We start from the raw sequence: 24,166 nt of genomic DNA, 5'->3' as shown, positions 1-24,166 counted from the left end.
CTCTCCCTCCTTCGCTTATTCAGAATGATCGCCCGCAGGCTCATACCGATAATGCCCGGTGATGCGGTAGTCGAACAACATGTCTTCCAGACGAGGCCCCGCACCAATGTTATGCACGACCTTCGGAGTGCCCGTGTTCGCCGCCAGCTTGTCGGTAACAATGCCAATATGAGGCAAATTCCCGGGTAACATCCAGGTCACCAAATCTCCGGGCTTATAATCCGACGGAGTCTGGCTTATCGGCAATGACTTGCCATGGCGGGCAAAGAAAGCCTGCAAGTTCGGCACCCGGCGGTGATCGATATTGCGATCGGTGGAACTTAGCCCCCAGATCCGTTTGGACGGATAAGCCGCGAAGTTGGCTGCCATATCCTCATGAACCAAAACCTGAAGATCCACGCCCAGAGTACGGTAAGCGCGAATCACCACATCGGTGCAGACACCGATATTCGCCGGCACATCACCATTGGGGTAATCCAACCGATAGTAGGCGCCGTTGTAGCTAACCTGATGTTGCGTACGCTCAAGCGCCGCCGACACCAGATCCTGTTGAAAAGCGTTTGCTTGCACAACGCCTGACAACAGCCCCAAAAGTAACGCTAACCCGCATCCCAGGCGTTGTGACATACCCCTACCCCGCTCGCTTTCCAATCATTCAGATCCATTATCCGACCGCCATCAGGGAAGTCTGTTCCGGTAAGCCCGCAGGATGTCGTCCACCCGCTCTGCATGATCCATATCAACACGGAGGAAAAACGGAACAACCCAATCGCAACCGGCAAGCTGACAATGCCGCTTCCAGTCACCAAACGTATCGATACTGTCCAGCGTCAGAGCCACCGAACCGCCCCGCTCGGCAAACCCTCCACCAATGCTTTCTCCCAACACCAACCATTTGTCATCGCAGAAGGGCCGTATGGAAACGGTATACACATGATGCCGCTGATCCTGCTCGGTGGGTGCACGGTTCTCCATGCCCAGGGTCAAGGTCGCCGCCTTCAAATCCGCAAAATCCACTGCTTCAGACCACTTCAGCAGTGCCGGCACGTCCAGCGACGCTTCCTGCTCCCACACATTTTGGCCATCCCACATCTGGGTTTTATCCAGGGCCGTCCAGCTCAGCGCCCCGGGGGTGACGTCACAGGCTCGCAGCTTGAGAGGAAACGCCAGAAACCACAGCGGTGTATCCGCGACCCGGGCAGAGGGAAACTGGCGAAAACGGCCATCGTCGAACTCGATGATCAGCTTGAACGATTCCAGTGGCACCACACGTTTGATCGACAGCGGCATTAACGTCTCCCGGCTTACTGGCGGGCCGCCAGCGTCACGATGTTAAGACAGTAGAACATGCTCATCGCATACATCCCTGAGCGCCAGCAACCGGCACACTGCCGAAGGAGAAAATCAGTCAACAGATGCCTCAGGCTTTTGCACAATCATGTAGGTATGAAGCTCGGGATACTGGTCATACTCCAGATGCCGGCACACACCGCCAAGCCGGGATACCAGCGCCAGGAATCCGTTAACCCCCAGTGAGGAGTAATACATTTCCGGCCCCATGAAATCATCCCGGTGATCTCCCGGTTCATCGCTACCGCCAAACGAGAAGATCAACACCCCGCCCGCTTTCAGGCTGTTCACCAGCCGGGTGATAACATTTTCCTGTTCCGAGAGAGGCACATGCCAGATGCTGTCCCACGCCGTGATAAAAGCATAATCAGCAGGGCTGTCCCACTGGCAGATATCCTGATGATGGAACGTCACATCCGGGTGGCGATCGCGGGCCAGCCTCAGCATCTTCGCCGAAATATCCACGCCTTCCGGCGTAAACCCTTGCTCCAGCAGCAAATCGATAAACCGGCCCGTACACCCACACCCCACATCCAGCGCCCGGCCCTTGCGGCGGACAAACTGCAGCGCCCGCTTGTGCGCCTCAACGCCATTCTGGCGATTGAACTTCTCGCTTTCCCACAGGTGGGTCAGGGTGTCGTACTTCTTGCCGGTTTCGGTGGGCTCCATGGGCAGTCAACCCTTGGAGCGCTGCGAAAGGAACACCCAACCAAAGAACAGCATAAAGGCCAGATCGTTGAGCCCATAGATGCTGTAAAACACCCCGGCAAACAGATCCTGCTCATACACCGCGCCAAGGCTATGGTTCGACATCCACAGCCCCCACACCACCAAATACACCAGCTTCTCCACGGCAAACGCCGCCGCCAGCCAGCGGATATTGCCCTGGATAAACACCGCCCCCAGATAGGCCAGCCCCCACACCATGATCATCAGCAGCCCGAAGTTGGACATGACCACCGGATCGGCCTGATTGATAGCGTCGTTGGTGAAGGCACGGGAGAAAAGCAGGACGCCGCCGATATTCATCAAGGCGGCGGCGATAAAACCGTTTTTGATCAGGTTGGGGGGCATTGTCTCTCCTCAGGGTTTAAGGCACGGGGCAAGACCTAACCCCAGGTCATAGCGCGTCGACTCCAGCGGTTTGTTAACCTCTTCCTTTCACGCCAAGGTCCGCCAGTATCCGCCACATCGCCGAGCCGTACTGGCGATGCAGCTCTGAAAACTCCTCCGGGTCCGAAACAGTTCCTGAGATGAGCCGATCCAGTTCAAAAGCCGCTTTCATGTAACGGTCAGCAAAGGCAAATATATCGTTATATGTCAGGCCCAAGCTCACGACATCAAACGGTGCAGGATCTTTCCCTAACGCGGACATCTCAAGATGCGCGTGGTACTTGTCTCGGAACGTCTTCAGTTTCTTTGAAACAGAATTCGCCCCCATCTCTGAAACAGCCTCGCTCACCTCATCCCATCCTTTATCAAAAGATGCTTCGAAGTCATTGCGCTGGCTTTCCTGCATTTCAGCCAACATGTCAGCCGCAAGCGCTTTTGGCAGATCACCGATACCATCCGCATTCTCGTACCACTTGTCTGGGATTCTTCTGAACTGCTCGCGAAGCGCCCCATGGACCTGCGGCTCGGAAGCTTTTCGGAACAAATTAGTTAGACTGCCCGACCTCCTGTCCTGATCCAAAAAAAGACGGGCAAGATCACGCACCAGATCCTGAGCAAACCACGGGACAAGATGATTGTAGGCTTGCGCACCGAAGGTATTGCGAAACTTTTTCCCTAGCACAACCTTAACCTCTTCATCTTCCAGAAGCGGCTCAAGGATGTGCCTTCGCTCATCCATGACGCGCACGGCCTGCACCAAAGTCTTCGAATATCCTTCGAGCTGCTCCAATCTCTGCTTTAGCTCGCTTGCTTTCATGGAACTACCTGCATTCCTTTTTCATCAGCTAAAGCACCTGCAACATGGGCGTTAGGGGCGTACACGACATTGCCCCTACATTCCATAATACTTTGAACTAAAACCAACTGATATTGGCCCGCCGTTATACACACACATGACTGTTACCTTTAATTTTTTCCGATGATCGTAGTACGTGTGACAGTGGATTTTAGATCGGACCAGCTCAAGCTCGCTGGGATTAATGCTCAGTGCTCCCAGCATCGGTTCGGGATCAAATTCTTGATCCTGATTGAACGGTGCAGTTTGCTTAATATCAACTTCGATGAAGCTAACAAAGCTTCCCTCTCTTTCCAAAAACATTCGACATTCATCATTCTCAACGATGATGTTGCCAACTTTATTGCGCTCGCCACCAACGATTTTTAACACCTCATCAACATTCATACCCATATACTGGAACGGACGATGAAACGGCGCTGAAAGCATGGGCAAATTGATCTGAGACGCTCGATCCAGCGCCTCACCGAGCGTGGACCCCATACGACTGGAATCTAAGGCAGACCGATTGAAAACCACACCAATACTTTCTACAAGCCTCTTCAGTCCCTCGGGGTATTTCTGTTCATCCGTAAAGTCAGCATAGAACTTTCCCAGCAGAAATCCCGGAAGCTCCACTGGCTTATACAAGACAGGCAAGACCTTTACTTCGCGGCCTGATATTTCTTGATTCATAGCCACGTCTAACTCTCTCTGCACCCAAGGGGACGAAATCGAGTTGGGAGAAAGGACTGCGGCGACATAATCCACGCTGTCCAGACCCTGACGGATCTTCTCAATAAGAGACTGCCCGACTTTAATTTCAGCCTCATCAAGCCAATAGCGTATGCCATGTGCTTCTAGATCAGCCGCTAGCCTCCGAACGAACGGCTTGTCGGCATGGGTGTGGCTAAGAAAGATACACTTGCTCAATTTTCACCCCTTAGCATGGTCCTGGGGTCAGGTCTCCCATTTCCCAGACTGTAGGATTAATGGAAATTGAGAAACCTGACCTCATTGTTTTGCGTTATATTAATCACCGATCTTAAGCTCGGCTCTCATCTGGTTTATTATTTCATCTTTGAGACTTTTCACTCTCTCACCGAGTACTTTCATTTCTTTGGCAATCGGCGCTTCGAAATCGGGAGTCTCCAATGCCACCGGCATCTCGCACAGCCACTTGGAGGACATTTCAAGAATCTTTTGGTGGAGCTGTTCAAACTCAGACGTCAGGTGAAAAAGCCTGTCTGAGCCCAGAATTTTAAGCGTTGTAATTTCTTCGGTTGCCTTCCTGTGGGACTCTTGAATCTGGTGCGGGAATCGCCCCATCTCATCTTGGAACTTGATGATAGCCTCAGGTGAATCTCCAGCCTCTAGCAACTTTTCAAACGCGTTCCGCAAAGTTACTTTTGAGAACTGTTCATAATCGACGCCAACGCCCTTTGCTGCATCTTCGAATTTTCGGAAGTATGCAGAATACACTTTTGTCCTAATTTCTAAGATTTTATCTTCTCGCTCTCTCTTTGCCTTAAGGATGTGTAGCAAGATTGGGGCAATCACCGAAGCGAGAATAACGCCTATAGCTGGCACCACTATTTTAGGGTCCAACCAAGCAGCTAATGCCGTTGCTTCTGTGACTTCTACATCCACGACTAACTCCTAAAGCTAACGATCGCCATAAGCGGCCGAGTGAAACGAGGCCCAGCGCACGAAGTGCGCGCACTTAATGGCTTGGTTATGCACGCATTTCCTCAAATACTATGTCTTGAATCCTTCTGAGCTCTTCGGCTTTAGCGAACAGGAAATCGTCGTATTTATCTCCGACTGTAGCCCCAATCCCACCAAGGGCGTGGTCCACAACACGCGCAATATTATTACCTTCGCTGTCGGGAGAAACCCGCCATTTTTCGATTTTCGCGCCAATTCCTGGGTTCAGTGATTTGATAATCGTTTCGGTATACTGAAGGTTTCGTGATAGCAGCCCGAGCTTTTCCCTTCTCTCTTCCGACGAGACTTCTTTCGCTGTCGCATGAACATCTGCAAACGTTGTTATAAATAACTGAATGTTTTTAAGTAGACTATCTCCCTTGAGAAGCTCCTCCCTTGTCTTTGCCAGAGACTGCTGTAGCTTAAATGCTAGAAAAGCAGCAATTGCTGCCGCAATTGTGGCAACTCCTGAAAGCACAGCAGCCACTGCTGAAATCCAATTTGGTTCAACCTCTGACATCACACTCTCTCCAGTCATACCTATGCTGCATAATAGGTATTAGGAAGCCCGCCCAAATATCCAATGAACATGCCAGCTTCCTATCACATTTATCAAATTCATATACCGACCGATAAAACCAGAAATCTCAACGAGTTACAACGACGCCCTTTCCGGGCGGCTGTGATATGAGGAAGGCCTCGTTTCCTGATCAAGCGGTGGGGAGCAGGTTTTCTTTCGGATGTTTGGGGAGGTTGTCTAGCACGGATGCGCTTTTTGCGGTTTTTTTTGCGCCTCAAGCGGCGTATTCGCTTCGCTCACCCTCCGGGCCGCACTACGTGCGTTACTTCGCTACGCTTCGTTCCTACAGTACGCCCGGGACATGGGAGCAAAGGCGGGCAAGGCCGGACGGCCCTGCCCTGGTGGGATTCAGTCTTTGTTTTTCCAATCCAGACTATAAAGATCATCCCGACGATCCCGCAGGTTGGTCACCGACCCTTCCCGGTGCAGCAGTTTCAGTTTTTCCAGGTCCACATCCGCAAACATCAGCATTTCGGTATTGGGAACCGACTCACTGATGATGGCATCGTGGGGGAAATAGAAGTCGCTGGGGGAAAACACCGAGGACTGGGCGTACTGGATGTCCACGGCATCCACCCGTGGCAAGTTGCCCACGGAGCCGGAGATGGCCACGTAGCATTCGTTTTCGATGGCGCGGGCCTGGGCGCAGTGGCGTACGCGCAGGTAGCCGTTCTTGGTGTCGGTCCAGAACGGGACGAACAGGATATCCATTTTTTCGTCAGCGAGAATCCGGCCCAGCTCGGGGAATTCCACGTCGTAGCAAATCAAGATACCCACCCTACCCGCATCAGTATCAAACACCTGCAACTTGTCACCGCCCTGAATAACCCAGTCACGGCGTTCGTGGGGGGTGATGTGGATCTTGTACTGGGATTCCACCGAACCATCGCGGCGCATCAGGTAGGCCACGTTGTAGACCTTGTCATCTTCGATCACCGGCATGGAGCCGCCGACGATGTTGATGTTGTAGCTCACCGCCATGTCCGCCAACGCATCGCGGACTTCTTCGGTGAAGCTGGCCAGGAAACGCACTGCTTCCACGGAGTTCAATTCCGGGCGCAGGCCCATGAGCGGGGCGCTGAAGAATTCCGGCAGCACCGCGAAATCGGCACGATAATCGGACAGCGCATCGATAAAGAATTCCACCTGATTGAGCAGGTCCTGCACGTCACGGGCGGCGCGCATGCGGCGCTGGACTACCCCCACACGCACTACGGTACGGCGCGGCCATTCGGCGTCGTCATCTTCCGGTTCGTAGAGGATGTTGTCCCATTCCAGCAGGGTGGCGTAGCCGTGGGAGTCTTCGTCTTCCGGCAAGTACGCTTTCATCAAACGCTTCACGTCGAAGCCATTGGAAAGCTGGAACGACAGAATCGGGTCGTAAATGGCGCGGGATTCCACCTGCTCGATGTACTCGGTAACCTTCATCTGGTCAGCGTAATTGGTGAACCCCGGCAGGCGCCCCCCGGCCAGAATGGCGCGCAGGTTTTCTTCCCGGCACAGCTCTTTGCGGGCTTCGTAAAGACGACGCCCCAACCGGTAGCCGCGGTACTCCTTGTCCACAAACACGTCCAAGCCGTACAGGGCATCCCCCTTCTTGTCGTGGGAGCGCACCTTGTCGTCGGTGATCAGGTCTTCGTAGCGGTGCGGGTTGGAGAAACGGTCGTATTTGACCTTGATGGTCAGCGCCGTGGCCACCAGCTCGCCATTGTCTTCGATCACCAGCTGCCCATCCTGAAAAATGCGGATCAGGGTCTTGATGGTGTCTTCCGGCCAGGCCCCACCAATATCGTGATAGACCTGATTCATAAGACGCGCCAACGCCGGGTAATCGTCTTCGGTGAGCGTACGCAAACGCAGGCGGGTTGTTTCTTCGGCCATAAAAAACTCCGTTTTTCGCTGCACGCGTCACGCTCAACGCAACAACGCGATACAGGTCTATTCATCTCTTCAATGCCGCAGCCGCGCTTCAATGCTGCAGGTTACGACGATTTTTGCATTTCCGTGTTGCGTGCCGCGTGTTGCTTCTCTATTTAGGCATTCAGTGGCGGGAAGGTAATCAACCAGCTCATTTCCTGATTCTGCAACGCATGCATGCCACTGGGATAGAGCGCCACCCCATCGGGGCGAATAAAAAGCACGCCCCCTTCATTCAGGCCAACAAAGCCGGATTGATGCTCGCGGACAAAACCGCACACCTCGCTCCACTGCGGCTGCAATGAAGGTGGAATGGTTTCGTAGCCGATGACACCATTGGCCAGAGGGTCATCGATGGCAACCCGGTCGCGATACAGGCCCACCGCGTCTTCGCCGACCAGCAGCACCATGCCCTGATGAAAGTGGAGCAGGGTCACGTTACCGCGCGGTGGCAGGCTGAGGTTTTCCTGTTGGTCGATAATGGTGTCCATAGAATCTGAAACCTTACGTAATACGGGCGGATAAATGGCTGAAAACATTGTAATACTTACCGGCGCCGGAATCTCTGCGGAATCCGGGATCAAGACCTTCCGCGCCGCCGACGGACTGTGGGAAAACCACCGGGTAGAAGATGTGGCCACCCCGGAAGCCTTCCTGCGCAATCCCCTGCTGGTGCAGAACTTCTACAACCAGCGCCGCCAACAGCTGCTCACACCGGCCATTCAGCCCAATGCGGCCCACCGGGCACTGGCCAAGTTAGAGAAAGCCTTCCCGGCGGGCAAGGTACTGCTGGTGACCCAGAACATCGACGACCTCCACGAACGGGCTGGCAGCCGTAATCTGATCCACATGCACGGCGAACTGCTCAAGGGCCGCTGCCAAACCAGCGGCGGCCTGGTGGACCTGGACCACGACCTGACCGTCAACCTGCCCTGCCCGCTCTGCGGCGGCAAAGGCTGCCTGCGCCCCCATGTGGTGTGGTTCGGGGAAATGCCCCTGCAGATGGAGACCATCTACCGCACCTTGTCCCAGTGTGACCGCTTTATCAGCATCGGCACCAGCGGCAACGTGTACCCGGCCGCCGGCTTTGTGGAAGAGGCCAACCGCCATGGTGCGCACACCGTGGAACTGAATCTGGAGCCTTCCCAGCGGCTCACCGCCTTCGCTGAGCACCAGCATGGACTGGCCAGCGAACTGGTGCCGGCCTATGTGGAAGCGTTGATTGAAGGACTAAGCTGCTAGCTACGAGCTTCTAGCTGCGAGGAACACCCGTTTCTTAAATAACCTGTCAGGTATGCGGATTCGGTCGGAACGCGGGCACTGACTATTCGTACCCCAGGACCACCTCGCGCCTGGTAGCTAGCAGCTCGTAGCTAATAGCTGGCTTTTCCTTCATTGCCCCACCCTATGGCGCAGACAGGCCCCTTGATATTTCTATAACCGGCTGATTCCGCTAGACTGCTGGACCTCTACAAAGGGAGTGTCAGCCAGAGCCCGCCGCGCAAGAACGGGGCACGGGGCCTCCAGCAACTACAGGTAGCAAAGCACATCATGACCGACAAGCAGGTAGACGACCTTAACATTGCCTCGCAGGACGTACTGATTACGCCCAACGCGCTGAAGGAAAAATTGCCTCTCAGCGATAACGCCCGCCAGACTGTTATCAGCGGCCGCGAGACCATCCGTAATATTCTGGACCGCAAGGACCATCGCCTGTTCGTGGTGATTGGCCCCTGCTCTATCCACGATACGGACGCCGCCATGGAATACGCCGCCCGGCTGAAGAAGCTGGCCGACGAGGTGAGCGACACCATCTACCTGGTGCTGCGTGTCTACTTTGAGAAGCCGCGTACCACTGTGGGCTGGAAAGGGCTGATCAACGACCCTTACATGAACGATTCCTTCAAGGTGGAAGACGGCCTGCATATTGCCCGCAAGCTGCTGCTGGATGTGGCCGAGCTGGGCCTGCCTGCCGCCACCGAGGCGCTGGACCCGACCACCCCGCAGTACCTGCAGGACTTGATCGCCTGGAACGCCATTGGCGCGCGCACCACCGAGAGCCAGACGCACCGGGAAATGTCTTCCGGCCTGTCCAGCCCGGTGGGTTTCAAGAACGGTACCGATGGCAGCCTGGATGTGGCCGTAAACGCCATGCTCAGCGTAAAGCACCCACACCGTTTCCTGGGCATCGACCCGGAAGGCCGCGTGGCGCTGACCACCACCAAGGGCAACCAGTATGGTCATGTTGTGTTGCGTGGCGGTGGCGGCAAGCCGAACTACGATTCCGTATCCGTGGCGCTGGCTGAACAGGCGCTGGAGAAAGCCGGTGTCTCCACCAACATCATGGTGGATTGTTCCCACGCCAACTCCAACAAGGACCCGGGCCTGCAACCGCTGGTGATGGAAAACATCGCCAACCAGATTCTGGAAGGCAACGACTCCATCCTCGGCCTGATGGTGGAATCGCACCTGAAATTCGGCAACCAGAAGATCCCGCCAAATCTGGACGACCTGGAATACGGCGTGTCCATCACTGACGGCTGTATCGCCTGGGACACCACCGAAGAAGCCATTCGCAGCATGGCCGACAAACTGCGCGAGGTGCTGCCGAAACGGCAGAACTAATCGCCCCGTTGCTGACAAAAAAGCCGCCTTCAGGGCGGCTTTTTTGTGGGCGTTCCCCTATAAGGGCTCACTGCAGGTATAACCCACTTCGCTTGCAGACAAATCCCCAGCGCAAAAACGCTTCTTCGCTAAGCCGCACAAAAAAAGCCCGGCAATTGCCGGGCTTCTTCAAACGGTTAGCAGGGCTAACTTAGCCGCCGAACAAACCGGCCAGGCCAGAACCTCCCTCCAGCAAACACTCGAATGCCAGCGTCGGGCTAAGGCCACCCGCTGCTGCATCAGGGCAGATTCCATCAAGGATCGGATCAAGCGGCGTGCCGTCACCGCCAGCGCCACCACTGATGGCTTCCATGAAACACGCCGCAGGGTCCACGTTGCCGTCGGCAGACTCTTCTGAACAAATCTGGTCGGTCAGCGGATTGGAGCCCGAGATTGCATCCTGAATGTCTCCGAAAGCAGAACCGGCTTCAATCAGACAGTCGAAAGGCGTCGTCGGCCCCAGATCCGCTTCGGAAGCATCCGGGCAGAACTGACCCAGTACTGGCGCCAGCGGGTTGCCATCGGCACCCGGCAGGCCACCACCACCCGGAGCAAAACCACCAGCGGCTTCTTCGAAACAGGCAGCCGGATCAATCGGGCTATCTGCTGAGGCTTCCGGACACAATTGCTCGGTCAGCGGGTTGCTGCCCAACAGCAGGTCCTGCACGTCACCAAAGTTACCACCCGCTTCGGTCAGGCAATCCAGCGGAGTGGTCGGGCCCAGATCTGCCTCGGAGGTGTCCGGGCAGAATTGTGCCAGTACCGGCTCCAGCGGGTTGCCATCGGCACCCGGCAGCTCACCACCGCCTGGCGCAAGACCACCGGCCGCTTCCATAAAGCAGGCAGCCGGATCAATCGGACTATCTGCAGAGGCTTCCGGACACAGTTGCTCGGTCAGCGGGTTGCTGCCCAGCAGCAGGTCCTGCACATCGCCAAAGTTACCGCCCGCTTCGGTCAGGCAATCCAGCGGAGTGGTCGGCCCCAGATCTGCTTCGGAGGTGTCCGGGCAGAATTGTGCCAGTACCGGCTCCAGCGGGTTGCCATCGGCACCCGGCAGCTCACCACCGCCTGGCGCAAGACCACCGGCCGCTTCCATGAAACAGGCAGCCGGATCAATCGGAGCATCCGCAGAGGCTTCTGGACACAGCTGTTCGGTCAGCGGATTGCTGCCCAGCAGCAGGTCCTGCACGTCGCCAAAGTTGCCACCAGCTTCAGTCAGACAATCGATCGGCGTGGTCGGGCCCAAATCTGCTTCGGAGGTGTCCGGGCAGAATTGTGCCAGTACCGGTTCCAGCGGGTTGCCATCGGCACCCGGCAGCTCACCACCGCCCGGTGCAAGACCACCGGCCGCTTCCATGAAACAGGCAGCCGGATCAATCGGAGCATCCGCAGACGCCTCCGGGCACAGTTGCTCGGTCAGCGGGTTGCTACCCAACAGCAGGTCCTGTACGTCCTGGAAGTTGCCACCGGCTTCCGCCAGGCAATCTACCGGGGTGGTCGGGCCGACTTCGTTTTCAGCGGTTTCCGGGCAGAACTGTTCCAGCACCGGCGCCAGCGGGTTGTCACCGCCGCCACCGGGCAGACCGCCTGCACCACCGGCAGCCTCTTCAAAGCAGGCAGCCGGATCAACCGTGCCGTCAGCAGACTCTTCCGGGCACAGCGCCTCGGTCAGCGGGTTGGAACCAGAGATCAGATCCTGAACGTCGCCAAAGGCGGAACCGGCTTCGGTCAGACAGTCGATGGGCGTGGTCGGGCCCACTTCGCCTGCAGCGGTTTCCGGACAGAACGGCTCCAGCACCGGTGCCAGCGGGTTATCACCGCCACCACCAGGCAAGCCGCCTGCTCCACCGGCCGCTTCTTCAAAGCAGGCTGCCGGATCGATAGGCGTGGTCTGGGCCGCTTCCGGGCACAGATTTTCCGTCAGCGGGTTCGGACCGAGCAGCAGATCCTGCACGTCCTGGAAGTTGCCACCGGCTTCCGCCAGGCAATCTACCGGGGTGGTCGGGCTGACTTCGTTTTCAGCGGTTTCCGGGCAGAACTGTTCCAGCACTGGCGCCAGCGGGTTGTCACCGCCACCGCCGGGCAGACCGCCAGCACCACCGGCCGCTTCTTCGAAGCAGGCTGCCGGGTCAATCGGCGTGGTCTGAGCCGCTTCCGGGCACAGGTTTTCCGTCAGCGGGTTCGGGCCCAGCAACAGGTCCTGAACGTCACCAAACGCAGAACCGGCTTCAGTCAGACAGTCGATGGGCGTGGTCGGGCCCACTTCACCTGCAGCGGTTTCAGGACAGAACTGTTCCAGTACTGGCGCCAGCGGGTTATCGCCACCACCGCCACCGGGCAGTCCGCCACCGCCAACTTCCATGAAGCAGGCTGCTGGATCAATCGGCGTGGTCTGGGCCGCTTCCGGACACAGGTTCTCGGTCAGCGGGTTCGGGCCCAGCAGCAAGTCCTGCACATCTTCGAAATCACCGCCCGCTTCCGCCAGACAGTCCACAGGGGTTGTCGGGCCGATCGGTGCGGCAGCGGTATCCGGACAGAATTGTTCCAGTACCGGCGCAAACGGGTTGCTGCCATCGCCACCGCCCGGGTCGCCGGGGAAACCACCAATACCCATGGTCGCTTCGGCGAAGCAATCCGGCGGGTTCACTCGGCCATCCGCCGCATCCTGAGGACAGATCTGTTCTGTCAGCGGATTGGGCGCGGTGATCATGTCGATGATGGTGATATAGACACGGCTGGCTTCATCCAGACACGCGGTTGGAGAGGCCGGGTTGGGCGCAATCGAGCCGGTTTCCGGGCAAAGCTGCTCGGCAATCGGGTCTGCGGCGCCATCGCCACCGTCACCACCACCGGGCAAATTGCCACCAGCAGCGGCTTCTGCGAAGCAGTTGGCCGGGTCAACGTTACCGTCCAGGGATTCTTCCGGGCAGATCGCCTCGGTAATCGGGTTGGAACCGCCCAGCAGATCGCCTGCGTTCTGAAGATTGCCCGCCGCTTCCTGCAAACAAGCCGCAGCAAAGGTGCCGGACTGCTCGAAGAACCCGGTCAGGGCAGCCTGCGGATCTTCCTGCAGCATGGCCGGATCAAACAGGCCGGCAGGATCAAAGGCCACCGCCGCATCCGGGCAGAACTGCTGGACAATCATGTCCTGTGACAGCTCGAAACCGGTGTCGTCTTCCGACCCTTCTTCACCTTCAGTCAAACACTCACCGGGATCCATGGATCCCCCTTCACCGGCGTCGCCAGACGCATCCGGACACAAGGCATCGGTGAGCTCATTCTGTTCGTCGATGATCTCTGCGATTTCCGGTGGTAGCGCGCGCGTGGCAGCGTCCGAGGTGTTGGAAGCTGGCGCTGAACTGCTGCCTCCCCCACCACAGGCTGCCAGCATTGCCGCAAGGGCGCTGCTGCCGACCAGAAGTTTGAATTGATTAGCCAAGATGAACCCCTCCATCATATCTTTGTCGTTATGGCCCCCAGAACAGGAGCTGGTATCAACGACTATGGAAGGGATGTGCAATCTGCTGTAGAGCAAGGAGGTTGGTAGACTGTTAACAAGCGTAGCCAGCGTTACCCATTAGTGTCTGAACAAGGCTCAAGACAACTTTTTGATTACAGTCTGCGGAATTACCCCTTGGCAGAGCGCCAGGAATTGCCTCCGGCAATCTGCGCACGGGCCCGTACATGGGCAGCCTCATCACTGTGGCCTAGCCTGGCATTTACAAATACGCCAATCTCGCGCAGTGCCATACTGGCCTCGGGCAACCAGGCGGCCAGGGCATGGAACACATGGGGCATCTGCTCCCAAACCTGCAGCGTATGCTCTACCCCCGCCCGCTCGGCCTGGTCCGCCACCCGCACCGCATCACTGTAAAGCACCTCGGTACTGCCCACCTGAATCAGCAATGGTGGCAACCCGGTGTAATCGGCAAACACGGGGGACAGCAAGGGCGCAGCAGCATCCTGGCCCCGGCTGTAGGACTTGGCCACAAAGCGCAATGCACCAAGCGGGATCAACGGATCGCTTTCTGCGTTGCGATGAATGCTTTCTCCACTGCAGGTGAGATCGCCCCAGGGGCTGATCAGCACAGCCGCAGCAGGTAACGGCAGATTCAGTTCACGCAATCGCAGCAAGGTGACCAGGGAAAGATTACCACCAGCGGAATCCCCCGCCAGCACGATATGCTCCGGCCGGTAACCGGTATCCAGCAACGCCTTGTAAGCGCGCACCGCATCTTCCAGGGGTGCAGGGTAGGCCCAGTCCGGGGGCTGGCGATAATCCAGCGCCAGCACTTTGGCGCGACACTCGCGGCTGAGTCGCCAGGTCACCGCCCGATGGGAACGGGGCGATCCGAAAAAATAGGCACCGCCGTGAAAATACAGCACCACCCGATTACTGCGCACGTTGCGCCCGGCAATCAGCCACTCACCGGGGACGCCCCCCATATGAGCGCGGGCAATATGCACTGACGAAGGCACTGGTAAAGCCAGGGTAACGGCATCAAACCCCAGTTGAGAGAATTTCATGAAACGGCGGCTAAAACGGATACGGCTGACCACCGGTTTGACCACACCCTTGATGGTCCGGGTGATCACTTTTCCTTGCCAGCTCCGGGCCGGATAATGTTTCTTGTTGTTGTCTGCCATGCTTTTGGCCGTCCCACAATGGAGACTTGAGCCTAAGTGGTCATCCCGGCTTGAACAAGCCACAATAAGTCACACTTTGTTCATCCACGGTCAAGGATTCAACCCGCGTATGGAAACCCTGCGGCAACGCTGGCAACACATTATTTTCGGCACCGACACCCCCGCCGGGCAGTTATTCGACATCATTCTGATTGTGGCAATTCTGGGCAGTGTTATTGCCGTGATGCTCGACAGTGTGTCCAGCCTGCACGAAGAATACGGTATCGCGCTGTACGCCGCCGAATGGTTCTTCACCATTCTGTTTACGATTGAATACACCATCCGGCTGTGGGTCAGCGAACGGCCGCTCCGTTATGCACGCAGCTTTTTTGGCGTTGTGGATCTGTTGTCGATTATCCCCACCTACTTGAGCCTGCTGATCCCCGGCTCCAATTACCTGCTCACCATCCGGGCCTTGCGCGTACTGCGCGTATTCCGGGTGATGAAACTGGCCAAGTTCATGGGCGAGGCCAACCAGTTGGGTATTGCCTTGATCCGCACCCGACGCAAGATCGCCGTGTTCATGTTTTCCGTGTTCGTGGTGATTATTATTTTCGGCAGCCTGATGTATGTGGTGGAAGGCCCCGAGAATGGTTTTTCCAGTATTCCCCAGAGCATTTACTGGGCTATTGTGACGATCACCACGGTTGGCTATGGGGATATTTCACCGCAGACAGGCCTGGGGAAACTTATCGCCTCACTGGCCATGATCACCGGTTATGCGATTATTGCCGTGCCCACCGGGATTGTGACCGCCGAAATTTCCGCCGCCCGCGTGAGCATGCGCTATGAGCGTGAATGCCCAGGATGCCACCGCCATTCCCACGAGCCCGATGCCCGCTTTTGCCTGCAATGCGGTGAAGAATTACCGAAGCTTTCCCTGAAAGGACCGGATGGTTAAAGACAACGGCAGATTTCTAGCTTCTAGCTTCTAGCTTCTAGCTTGGATCGTCCTGCGGACGATGCCGTGCTGTGCACGGTTCGCGCCCCAAGCGGCGCTCCTACAGTAACTTGTTACTGTGGGAGCTTGCCTGCAAGCAATTAACCTTCGACCGCCGCTACATCGCTTGCAGGCATACCCGAAGGGCACAGAGAGTCCCTGCAGCGGCTTCGTAGAAAAGCAGATGCTGAGGAACTTTTCCGCCTTTCTTTATCGAAGCGAGCGTAGCTCGTAGCTCGTAGCTCGTAGCTCGTAGCTCGTAGCTCGTAGCTCGTAGCTCGTAGCTCGTAGCTCGTAGCTCGTAGCTCGTAGCTCGCCCCTGCTTTTAACTGTCAATCAGGCCCTTCTCGCGCAACACCTGAATAAACAGATCAGGCTCCGGGCGGACCCGGTAATTGTCTGTCAGGTGTTGATACACCAGCCGACCTTCGGCATCGACGATAAATACCGTTGGCATGACCGTATCGCTGTCGTAACCCAGCGCTTCCAACCCGGCCGGGGTACCGCCGGCATCCATAATGCCCAGGGCTCGCGCCGCCTGGTTGTTATCATCACGCAGGTACTCGAAGTCCACCTGAAATTGCTTCGCCAGGTCCGCAGACTGGCTATGGGATTGCGGGCTGATCAATGCCACCCGAACCCCCTGGGCCTGCAGTGACTGATATTGCGCTGCCACTTCACGAATCTGTGCCATGCACAACGGGCACCAGTTGCCGCGGAAGAACAGCATCACCATTGGCTGGCCCGCATAATCCGCCACGGTTACCGGCTTGCCCTCCAGGTTCGTGAAGGTGACGGCCGGCAACGGTTCACCCAGTGCCACATTCGCCTCGCGAGTGCCGTAGCGGCTATACCAGCGGATATAAGCGTGCACCCCAAGCAGGTTGAGAATCGCCAGGCTAACCATCACCACACAGGCCTGCCCGGCCAATGCCAGGCTGATGACCGCCAGCGTACCCAGCAAGGTCGGCCAAAATACCGTTGGCAAATTCTCGCTGGTGCGAGCCGGTTTCCATACGAACAGATAACTGAAGAATCCCACCGAGGGGACACAGGTCAGCAGCAATACCGCCCACGGCCAGCCGCCGCCGGTAAACAGTTGCCAGAGCGCCATGCCGGTGGTGAACACCGCCAGGGAAATAAACGTGGAGATAAACAGTGATTTAAGGCTTTTCATCGTCGTTCCCGTTTCGAATCAGTGGATAAGATGCGAAACGGGAACCCGCGTTACAAGCAAAATGATGCCAGAGGGAAATCAGCTGGTGCAGGTTTCCAGCAAGCCCCGCAGCTCCGGAATACAGGAGCCACAATTGGTGCCCGCCTGGCAGCCTTTGCCAATGGCTTCCACGGAATCCGCGCCCTCTTCCACCACACCCTCGATGGTTTTCTGACGGACCTGGAAACAACTGCAAATCACTGGCCCCAGATCCGGGCCGGCATCCGCCGGTTGCCCGGCCAGGATCGCCATGTGCTGGATGTCCGCCTCCACAGCAAAGCAGTCTGCCAGCCAATCCACGTCGCACACCGGCAGGGTTTCACCAATGGCCAGCCAGGCCAGCAAGCGGCCGTCCTTGTCCAGCGCCGCGCGCCGGTAATGCCCCGTGGCGGGATCGTTCAGCGCCAGCCACTGCGCCGCCTGCGGCAACCAGTCGTGGAGCTGTTGTTCGGTTAGGTCCGCATCGCCGGCCAGCCGATAGCGTTGTACCTGGCCCGCCTGCAAAAATGCATCGACGGGAACTCGGGCCCAGTACTCCACAGCGGGTGGGGACGCCGCCGTGAACAACCAGCCATGCCAGCGGGGTTGCCAGTCGCTGACATTCACCGGCGTATGCTTGAACGCCGGCTGACCGGAATGCGGATCCAGACGTGCCGGCACCAGGGCATCCACCCGGGCGCGGCGAGAAAACTGATCGGTCCAGTGCATGGGCATAAACGCGGTGCCGGGGCGCTGCCCGGTATCGCGGGTGACCCGCACCAACGCATCACCGACACGGCTGGTCAGGCGCACGAAGCCGCCCTCCTGCAGCCGGTAACGCTCAATATCCTGGGGATGCAACGCCGCAAAGGGCTCACTGAGGTGGGCAAACAGGCGCCCGGCACGGCCGGTGCGCGTCATGGTGTGCCACTGGTCCCGAATCCGCCCGCTGTTGAGAATAATCGGGAAGGCATCACCGATCTGGCGCACGGGTGGATTTTCACAGCTCACAAAACGGGCCCGGCCACTGGGGGTAGAAAACTGGCCGTCGGCATAGCAGCGAGGGTCGCCGTTCAGCGGCCACTGCTGTGGCTGCCACTGGGCATATTGGTCGGCGCTCAGATCCGCGGCTCCGGTCAAATCCAGCCGCTTGCCAAATTGACCAGCCACCGCGGTGAGCGCCGAGTACTCGGCAAAAATGTCGTGTTCATGCTGGTAGGGAAAGGCGTCGGCAAAGCCCATGCGTTGAGCCACTTCGGTAATAATCCACCAGTCTGCTTTCGCTTGCCCGGGAGCTGGCACAAATGGCCGCTGGCGCGATACGCATCGCTCGGAGTTGGTGACCATGCCGGATTTCTCGCCCCAGCCCAGGGCCGGCAAGCGAATATCCGCGCAGGCAAGCGTGTCACCGCTGGCCACGCAGTCGGACACCACCACGGTGTCGCAGGCCATCAATGCCTGGCGCACCTTGTCCGCTTCCGGGAGGGAATCCACCGGGTTGGTGGCCATGATCCACACGGCTTTGACCTCGCCGCTGGAAACTGCCTCGAACAACTCAACCGCTGTAAGACCATTTTTTGTGGCCAATGCCGGCGCCTGCCAGAAGTCCGCCACGGCGGCGTGGTGCGCCGGGTTGTCGATATCCAGATGCACCGCCAGCTGATTGGCCAGCCCACCTACTTCCCGGCCCCCCATGGCGTTGGGTTGCCCGGTGATGGAAAACGGGCTGGCACCGGGCTTGCCGACACGGCCGGTGGCCAGGTGGGCATTGATAATGGCATTGCCCTGGTCAGACCCATTGCGGGCCTGATTCACGCCCTGGGAAAACACGGTAACCGTGCGCTCGCAGGCCGCGAACCAGTGGTAAAACGTGGTCAGGTCCACCTTGCTCACGCCCATCTTCGCGGCCAGTGCCTCCCAATCGTTGCCCTGGCTGCGGGCAGTTTCCAGGGTCGCCTGAAAGCCTTCGGTGTGGGCGTCGATGTAGGCCTGGTCCAGCGCCTTGTTGTCGTCCAGCCAGGTGAGCAGGCCATTGAACAGCGGCACGTCCTGCCCCGGGCGAATGGCCAGGTGAAGATCGGCCAGGTCACAGGTAGCCGTGCGGCGAGGATCAATCACCACCACTTTCATGTCCGGGCGCGCCTGTTTGGCGGCCACGATGCGCTGGTACACGATGGGATGCGCCCAGGCGGTATTGGACCCGGTGAGGATAACCAGATCCGCCAGCTCCAGATCTTCGTAGCAGCCGGGCACCACGTCTTCACCAAACGCCCGCTTGTGGGCGACCACGGCGCTGCTCATGCACAGGCGGGAATTGGTATCGATATTGGCGCTGCCGATGTAGCCCTTCATCAGCTTGTTGGCCACGTAATAATCTTCTGTCAGCAGCTGGCCGGAAACGTAGAACGCCACCGCATCCGGGCCGTGCTCGTCGACGATGCGGCGGAACCGCCCTGCCACTTCATCCAGCGCCTGGTCCCAGGACACCACCTCGCCATCCACTTCCGGATTCAGCAGGCGGTCCTGATCGCCCAGGGTTTCCAGTACCGATGAACCTTTGACGCAGAGCCGCCCGGCATTGGCCGGGTGCTGCGTGTCCCCTTTCAGGGTTACGCCGTCGGTGCGGATACCACAACCCACGCCGCAGTACGGGCAGGTCGTACAGGTAGATAACGGGGCGTTCTTTGGCTCCGTTTCCTGGATCTTCGCTTCAACACTCACGCAGCGACTTCCTCCGAATGCTCATCACTGTCGCCGGGGCGTTTGCAGAAAGCCTCCCCCAGCAACAGGGTTTCACGCAGCGCGCTGATGTCTGCCTTTTCCTTCCACAGTTTTTCAAAAAACGGGGCGTCAGACACATCGCCGTACAACACCATGCCAACCACACGGTTATCGCGAATCTGTACACGCCGGTAGCTGCCGGGCAGATTCAGCTGCAGGGTTTCTCCCTGGTCTTTTCCCTTGTCCCGGTTACCGAGAAAATCGCCACAGGACACCAGATCGATACCGGAAATTTTTAATCGTGTGGCGGAATCCGCGTACAGATAACGGCGATGGCCCAGCTCGGCCAGGTGGCTGGCACAGACCGCCGCTTGCTCGTACAGCGGCGCCACCAGGCCGAAGGTGCGCTCGCGGTGTTCCACACACTCACCAATGGCATAGATGGCCGGATCAAAGGTCTGCAGGGTGTCGTCTACCCGCACTCCCTGATTCACGGTCAGCCCGGCACTGGCGGCCAGCTCGGCTCGCGGCACAATGCCCACCGCCTGCACCACATAATCCGCCGGCAACCGCTGACCATCGGCAAGGTGAACGGCCGCAACCGCGCCCTGGCCGTTGTCTTCGATGGACTGGGTACGCGCCTGCATGACGAACTTCAGCCCGCGGGCCTCCAGGTCCTGTTGCAGGCGGTGCCCTGCGCTTTCATCCAGCTGCTGGTTGAGAAGATGGCCGCGACTGTGGACCAGAGTCACGTCGTGCCCCTGCTTCACCAGCGCATCAGCGGCTTCTAGCCCCAAAAAACCGCCGCCCACGACCACCACCCGGGCAGCCGAAAGCGACAACAACCGTCGCACGTCGTAGAGATCCCGAAAACTGACAACGCCATCCAGGGTGACGCCTTCCACCGGCAATTGACGCGGCGCGGCTCCCGTGGCCAGCAACAGCCGGTCATAATCGAGCAGGTGCCCGGCGGCGGTTTCCACCTGCCGCCGGCGGCGATGAATGGCCACCACCGGGGTGCCGGTAATCAAGCGAATATTGCGATCCCGATACCACTGGTGGGGATGAGTGGTAATGGTTTTCTCATCGGTGCCACCACCCAACAGCGGCGACAACATGACGCGGTTATAGCCGGCGAAGGGCTCATCCCCCACCACCGTGATCTGATACAGATCCGGTGCCAGGCGGGTCAGCTCTTCCAGCAGACGGCAAGCCGCCATGCCATTACCCACTACAACCAGTCGTTTCATGCGCGCATCGCCCTGTCGATTTGTTTCAGGCCGGGGTGGCCAGTTCGATCACATCACCTTGCACACGCACCGGGTACACGGTCAGCTTGACGCTGTCGTCTTCGATGCATTGCCCGGTTTCCAGATCAAAGTGCTGCTTGTACAGCGGTGAGGCGACAACACGCTTGTCACCCAATGAGCCCAGCAGCCCCCGGCTGAGCACGTTGGCATGGCTAAACGGGTCCATGTTGTCCAACGCATAGAAATTGCCATCACGGGTGCGGAACAATGCCGCCTGCCCAGAGGGCAGACGCACGCCCACTCCAGTGCCCGGCAACACGTCGTCAACGCTGCAGATTGCTTTCCATTCCACGGTCACTGCGCTGTTCATGGCTTACGCCTCCTCGACCAGTTCGATGCGTTCATGCTCGTAGGCGGGACGACGCTGGCCGCGCTCACGCACGTAGGCCAGGTTGTCATCCGCTTCGGCGGTCTCATTGATGAAGTGGTTAAAGCGTTTCACCGCTTCCGGATCCTCGATGGTGGACTTCCACTCGCACTGATAGGTCTCGATCACGTGCTGCATCTGCGCTTCGAGTTCGTCGCCCATGCCCAGGGAGTCGTTCAGGATCACGTCTTTCAGGTAGTCCAGTCCGCCTTCCAGGTTTTCCAGCCAGACGCTGGTGCGCTGCAGGCGGTCCGCCGTTTTGATGTAGAACATCAGGAAACGGTCGATGGTCTTGATCAGCTGCTCATCGGTGAGATCCGACGCGAACAGATCCGCATGGCGCGGACGCATGCCGCCGTTACCACACACATACAGGTTCCAGCCTTTCTCGGTAGCGATCACGCCCACGTCTTTGCTTTGCGCTTCGGCACACTCTCGGGTACAACCACTCACCGCCATCTTGATCTTGTGCGGGCTGCGCAAGCCTTTATAGCGATCCTCTACCTGGATGGCGGTGCCCACGGAGTCTTTCACCCCGTAGCGACACCAGGTGGAGCCCACACAGGATTTCACCGTGCGCAGGGATTTACCGTAGGCGTGCCCGGTTTCAAAACCGGCATCCACCAGGATTTTCCAGATTTCCGGCAACTGCTCGACACGGGCACCGAACAAGTCCACCCGCTGACCGCCGGTGATCTTGGTATAAAGATCGTATTGCTTGGCCACTTCCCCCAGCACGATCAGTTTGTCCGGGGTAATTTCACCGCCGGCCACACGGGGCACGATGGAATAGGTGCCGTCGCGCTGCATGTTGCCCAGGAAGTAGTCGTTGGTGTCCTGCAGCCCGGCATGGGGTTTGTTGAGCACCCAGTCGTTCCAGCAGGAAGCCAGCACATTGGCCACGGTCGGCTTACAGATGTCACAGCCGTCACCGCTACCGTGTTTTTCCAGCAGCTCGTCAAAGGTGGTGATCTGCCCGACGCGTACCAGGTGATAGATTTCCTGACGGGAATACGCGAAGTGTTCGCAAATGTGGTTGTTCACTTCCACACCGCGTTTTTCCAGCTCGCTGTCCAGCACCTGCTTCACCAGCGCGGAACAACCGCCACAGGTAGCCGATGCCTTGGTGCAGGCTTTCAGGTCGCCCACGGTCTGGGCGCCAGCGTCGATGGCGGCACACAAATCGCCTTTGGAAACGTTATTACAGGAACAGATCTGCGCTGTGTCAGGCAGCGCATCGGCGCCCAGCAGCGGCGCACCATCAGACATGGGCGCCACCAACGCAGACGGGTCACCGGGCAGGTCCATTTCGTTTAGGCAAAGCTGCAACAGGTTGCCGTAATCTGCGGCATCCCCTACCAGCACAGCGCCCAGCAGTTTCTTGCCACACTCACTGATTACCGCTTTCTTATAGACACCGGCGGTCTGGTCCATGAACACGGTGCTGCGACAACCGGGCGTGTTGCCGTGGGCATCACCAATGGACGCCACGTCCACGCCCATCAGTTTCAGCTTGGTGCTCATGTCCGCACCGGCAAATTGCTGTTCGGCTTTGCCCATCAGGTGTTCAGCAGCCACTTCGGCCATCTGGTAACCCGGCGCCACCAGACCAAAGATGCGACCTTCCCACAACGCCACTTCGCCAATGGCATAGATGTGCTCATCGGAGGTGACACAATGGTTGTTGACCACGATGCCGCCGCGTTCGCCAATGGCCAGCTCGCAGGCCCGGCCCAGTTCGTCCTGGGGACGAATGCCCGCAGAGAAGACAATCACATCGGTTTCCAGATGCTTGTCGTCACCGAAATTCATGCGGTGTGTGCAGTGTTCACCATCCACGATGTCCTGGGTGCCGGTGCTGGTGTGTACGGTGACACCCAGTTCCTGAATCTTGTCTTTCAGCAAACCGCCACCAAAATCATCCACCTGCACGGCCATCAGGCGCGGGGCGAATTCCACCACGTGGGTCTCCAGGCCCAGATCGTGAAGCGCCTTGGCCGCTTCCAGGCCCAGCAGGCCGCCACCGACAACCGTGCCCACCTTGCCGGTTTTACTGGCGGCAATCATGGCATCCAGGTCGTCGATGGTGCGGTACACAAAGCAGTTATCGCGATCATTACCGGGGATCGGCGGCACGAACGGATAGGAACCGGTGGCCAGAACCACCTTGTCATAAGGCAGGGTCTCACCGGTGTTGGTGGTGACCGTTTTAGCGGCCCGATCAATCGCGTCCACCTTGGTATTCAGTTTCAGCGTAATGTCGTGCTCTTCAAAAAAGCCTTCCGGCACCAGCGACAGGTCGTCGGCGGTCTTGCCGGAAAAGTAGCTGGTCAGCCCTACGCGGTCATAGGCCGGCAGCGGCTCGGCACACAGTACCGTAATATCAAAGTGCTCCCGGCCACCCTGGGCCACCAGAGACTCCAGATAACGTTGTCCGACCATCCCGTGGCCGATCAGAAGAAGTTGTTGCTTTGCCATAAGGCTCACCCTCGCGGTGCGTAACTGACACCCGCACTACAGCAATCCCTATGCCAACTTTATAACTCTATGTAATTTATGGATTTATTCTCTTTTTTTCCGAATAACCACAAAAAACCTGCTTTCTTTTAATGCGCCAGTGCACGAGATGAATGCACTTTTATGTGCACCGATATGAACCACAATCGCGCTCTCCCTTTGCGCACAGCCGGTGCATTTCCCTCGCAACAACACCGCTTACCCAAGACAAATCAAACAGTTAACTGGCTGGCACAGGAGTTGCTCGCAACCCCCACCGTTAAT

General features: G+C 58.0%; 20 protein-coding genes. 3 read left to right on the top strand and 17 right to left on the bottom strand.

Annotated elements, in window-relative coordinates; genetic code table 11:
• Positions 1–15: 15 nt before the first annotated feature.
• The 10 genes from F1529_RS11530 to F1529_RS11485 form a co-directional block, all read right to left on the bottom strand.
• A complete protein-coding gene (locus tag F1529_RS11530) occupies positions 16–627 on the bottom strand; it encodes a DUF1287 domain-containing protein (protein ID WP_039925864.1) in 612 nt (203 codons plus the stop codon).
• A 51-nt stretch (positions 628–678) separates the two neighbouring features.
• Positions 679–1,290 carry a hypothetical protein gene (locus F1529_RS11525; protein ID WP_155134867.1) on the bottom strand — a complete coding sequence of 204 codons (612 nt, stop codon included), beginning with the start codon at positions 1,288–1,290 and terminating at the stop codon, positions 679–681.
• A gap of 114 nt (positions 1,291–1,404) precedes the next feature.
• Positions 1,405–2,019 (bottom strand): trans-aconitate 2-methyltransferase, encoded by a 615-nt coding sequence (locus F1529_RS11520; RefSeq protein ID WP_155134864.1) that lies wholly within the window; start codon positions 2,017–2,019, stop codon positions 1,405–1,407.
• 6 nt (positions 2,020–2,025) lie between these two features.
• Entirely contained in the window at positions 2,026–2,424 is a 399-nt protein-coding gene (locus tag F1529_RS11515; RefSeq protein WP_155134861.1) for a hypothetical protein, read from the bottom strand.
• A 73-nt stretch (positions 2,425–2,497) separates the two neighbouring features.
• Positions 2,498–3,280 (bottom strand): hypothetical protein, encoded by a 783-nt coding sequence (locus F1529_RS11510; protein ID WP_155134858.1) that lies wholly within the window; start codon positions 3,278–3,280, stop codon positions 2,498–2,500.
• 75 nt (positions 3,281–3,355) lie between these two features.
• Positions 3,356–4,231 (bottom strand): toll/interleukin-1 receptor domain-containing protein, encoded by an 876-nt coding sequence (locus F1529_RS11505; RefSeq protein ID WP_155134855.1) that lies wholly within the window; start codon positions 4,229–4,231, stop codon positions 3,356–3,358.
• A 99-nt stretch (positions 4,232–4,330) separates the two neighbouring features.
• Complete coding sequence (locus F1529_RS11500; RefSeq protein WP_155134853.1) at positions 4,331–4,948, bottom strand: hypothetical protein; 618 nt, start codon at positions 4,946–4,948, stop codon at positions 4,331–4,333.
• Between the two features lie 85 nt (positions 4,949–5,033).
• Complete coding sequence (locus tag F1529_RS11495; protein ID WP_155134851.1) at positions 5,034–5,525, bottom strand: hypothetical protein; 492 nt, start codon at positions 5,523–5,525, stop codon at positions 5,034–5,036.
• 408 nt (positions 5,526–5,933) lie between these two features.
• Complete coding sequence (locus F1529_RS11490; protein WP_007149923.1) at positions 5,934–7,466, bottom strand: bifunctional GNAT family N-acetyltransferase/carbon-nitrogen hydrolase family protein; 1,533 nt, start codon at positions 7,464–7,466, stop codon at positions 5,934–5,936.
• Positions 7,467–7,618: 152 nt separating this feature from the next.
• Positions 7,619–7,993 carry a hypothetical protein gene (locus tag F1529_RS11485; RefSeq protein WP_155134848.1) on the bottom strand — a complete coding sequence of 125 codons (375 nt, stop codon included), beginning with the start codon at positions 7,991–7,993 and terminating at the stop codon, positions 7,619–7,621.
• Positions 7,994–8,027: 34 nt separating this feature from the next.
• On the opposite strand from F1529_RS11485, the gene cobB reads away from it, so the two are divergent.
• Together cobB and F1529_RS11475 are read left to right on the top strand one after the other, a co-directional pair.
• Positions 8,028–8,744: a Sir2 family NAD+-dependent deacetylase gene (gene cobB, locus F1529_RS11480; protein ID WP_155134845.1), complete on the top strand. Its 717-nt coding sequence runs from the start codon at positions 8,028–8,030 to the stop codon at positions 8,742–8,744.
• A 309-nt stretch (positions 8,745–9,053) separates the two neighbouring features.
• Entirely contained in the window at positions 9,054–10,127 is a 1,074-nt protein-coding gene (locus F1529_RS11475; RefSeq protein WP_155134842.1) for a 3-deoxy-7-phosphoheptulonate synthase, read from the top strand.
• Between the two features lie 190 nt (positions 10,128–10,317).
• On the opposite strand, the gene F1529_RS11470 is transcribed toward F1529_RS11475, so the two are convergent.
• On the bottom strand, positions 10,318–13,605 hold the full coding sequence (locus F1529_RS11470; protein WP_230457777.1) for a hypothetical protein: 3,288 nt from the start codon (positions 13,603–13,605) through the stop codon (positions 10,318–10,320).
• Positions 13,606–13,793: 188 nt separating this feature from the next.
• Entirely contained in the window at positions 13,794–14,813 is a 1,020-nt protein-coding gene (locus F1529_RS11465) for an alpha/beta hydrolase (protein ID WP_007150954.1), read from the bottom strand.
• Positions 14,814–14,922: 109 nt separating this feature from the next.
• Here F1529_RS11465 and F1529_RS11460 point away from each other — a divergent pair, with 109 nt between their 5' ends.
• Positions 14,923–15,753, top strand: coding sequence for an ion transporter (locus F1529_RS11460; protein ID WP_155134836.1), 831 nt, complete (start codon positions 14,923–14,925; stop codon positions 15,751–15,753).
• 364 nt (positions 15,754–16,117) lie between these two features.
• On the opposite strand, the gene F1529_RS11455 is transcribed toward F1529_RS11460, so the two are convergent.
• From F1529_RS11455 to nirB, 5 genes are all read right to left on the bottom strand, one after another.
• Entirely contained in the window at positions 16,118–16,969 is an 852-nt protein-coding gene (locus F1529_RS11455; protein ID WP_155134833.1) for a peroxiredoxin, read from the bottom strand.
• Positions 16,970–17,047: 78 nt separating this feature from the next.
• Positions 17,048–19,708, bottom strand: coding sequence for a molybdopterin-dependent oxidoreductase (locus F1529_RS11450; protein WP_370457007.1), 2,661 nt, complete (start codon positions 19,706–19,708; stop codon positions 17,048–17,050).
• Entirely contained in the window at positions 19,705–20,958 is a 1,254-nt protein-coding gene (locus F1529_RS11445) for an NAD(P)/FAD-dependent oxidoreductase (protein WP_155134830.1), read from the bottom strand. The genes F1529_RS11450 and F1529_RS11445 overlap by 4 nt, the downstream gene beginning before the upstream one ends.
• A gap of 25 nt (positions 20,959–20,983) precedes the next feature.
• On the bottom strand, positions 20,984–21,328 hold the full coding sequence (gene nirD / locus F1529_RS11440) for a nitrite reductase small subunit NirD (RefSeq protein ID WP_063519742.1): 345 nt from the start codon (positions 21,326–21,328) through the stop codon (positions 20,984–20,986).
• A gap of 3 nt (positions 21,329–21,331) precedes the next feature.
• Positions 21,332–23,863, bottom strand: a complete 2,532-nt coding sequence (gene nirB / locus F1529_RS11435) for a nitrite reductase large subunit NirB (protein ID WP_155134827.1) — start codon at positions 23,861–23,863, stop codon at positions 21,332–21,334.
• Positions 23,864–24,166 lie beyond the last annotated feature (303 nt).

This window comes from Alcanivorax sp. VBW004, assembly GCF_009718865.1.
In the GTDB taxonomy this organism is placed as follows: Bacteria; Pseudomonadota; Gammaproteobacteria; order Pseudomonadales; family Alcanivoracaceae; genus Alcanivorax.
Note: the sequence above shows the minus strand (reverse complement) of the source record. Positions and strands in the feature narration are given on the sequence as shown.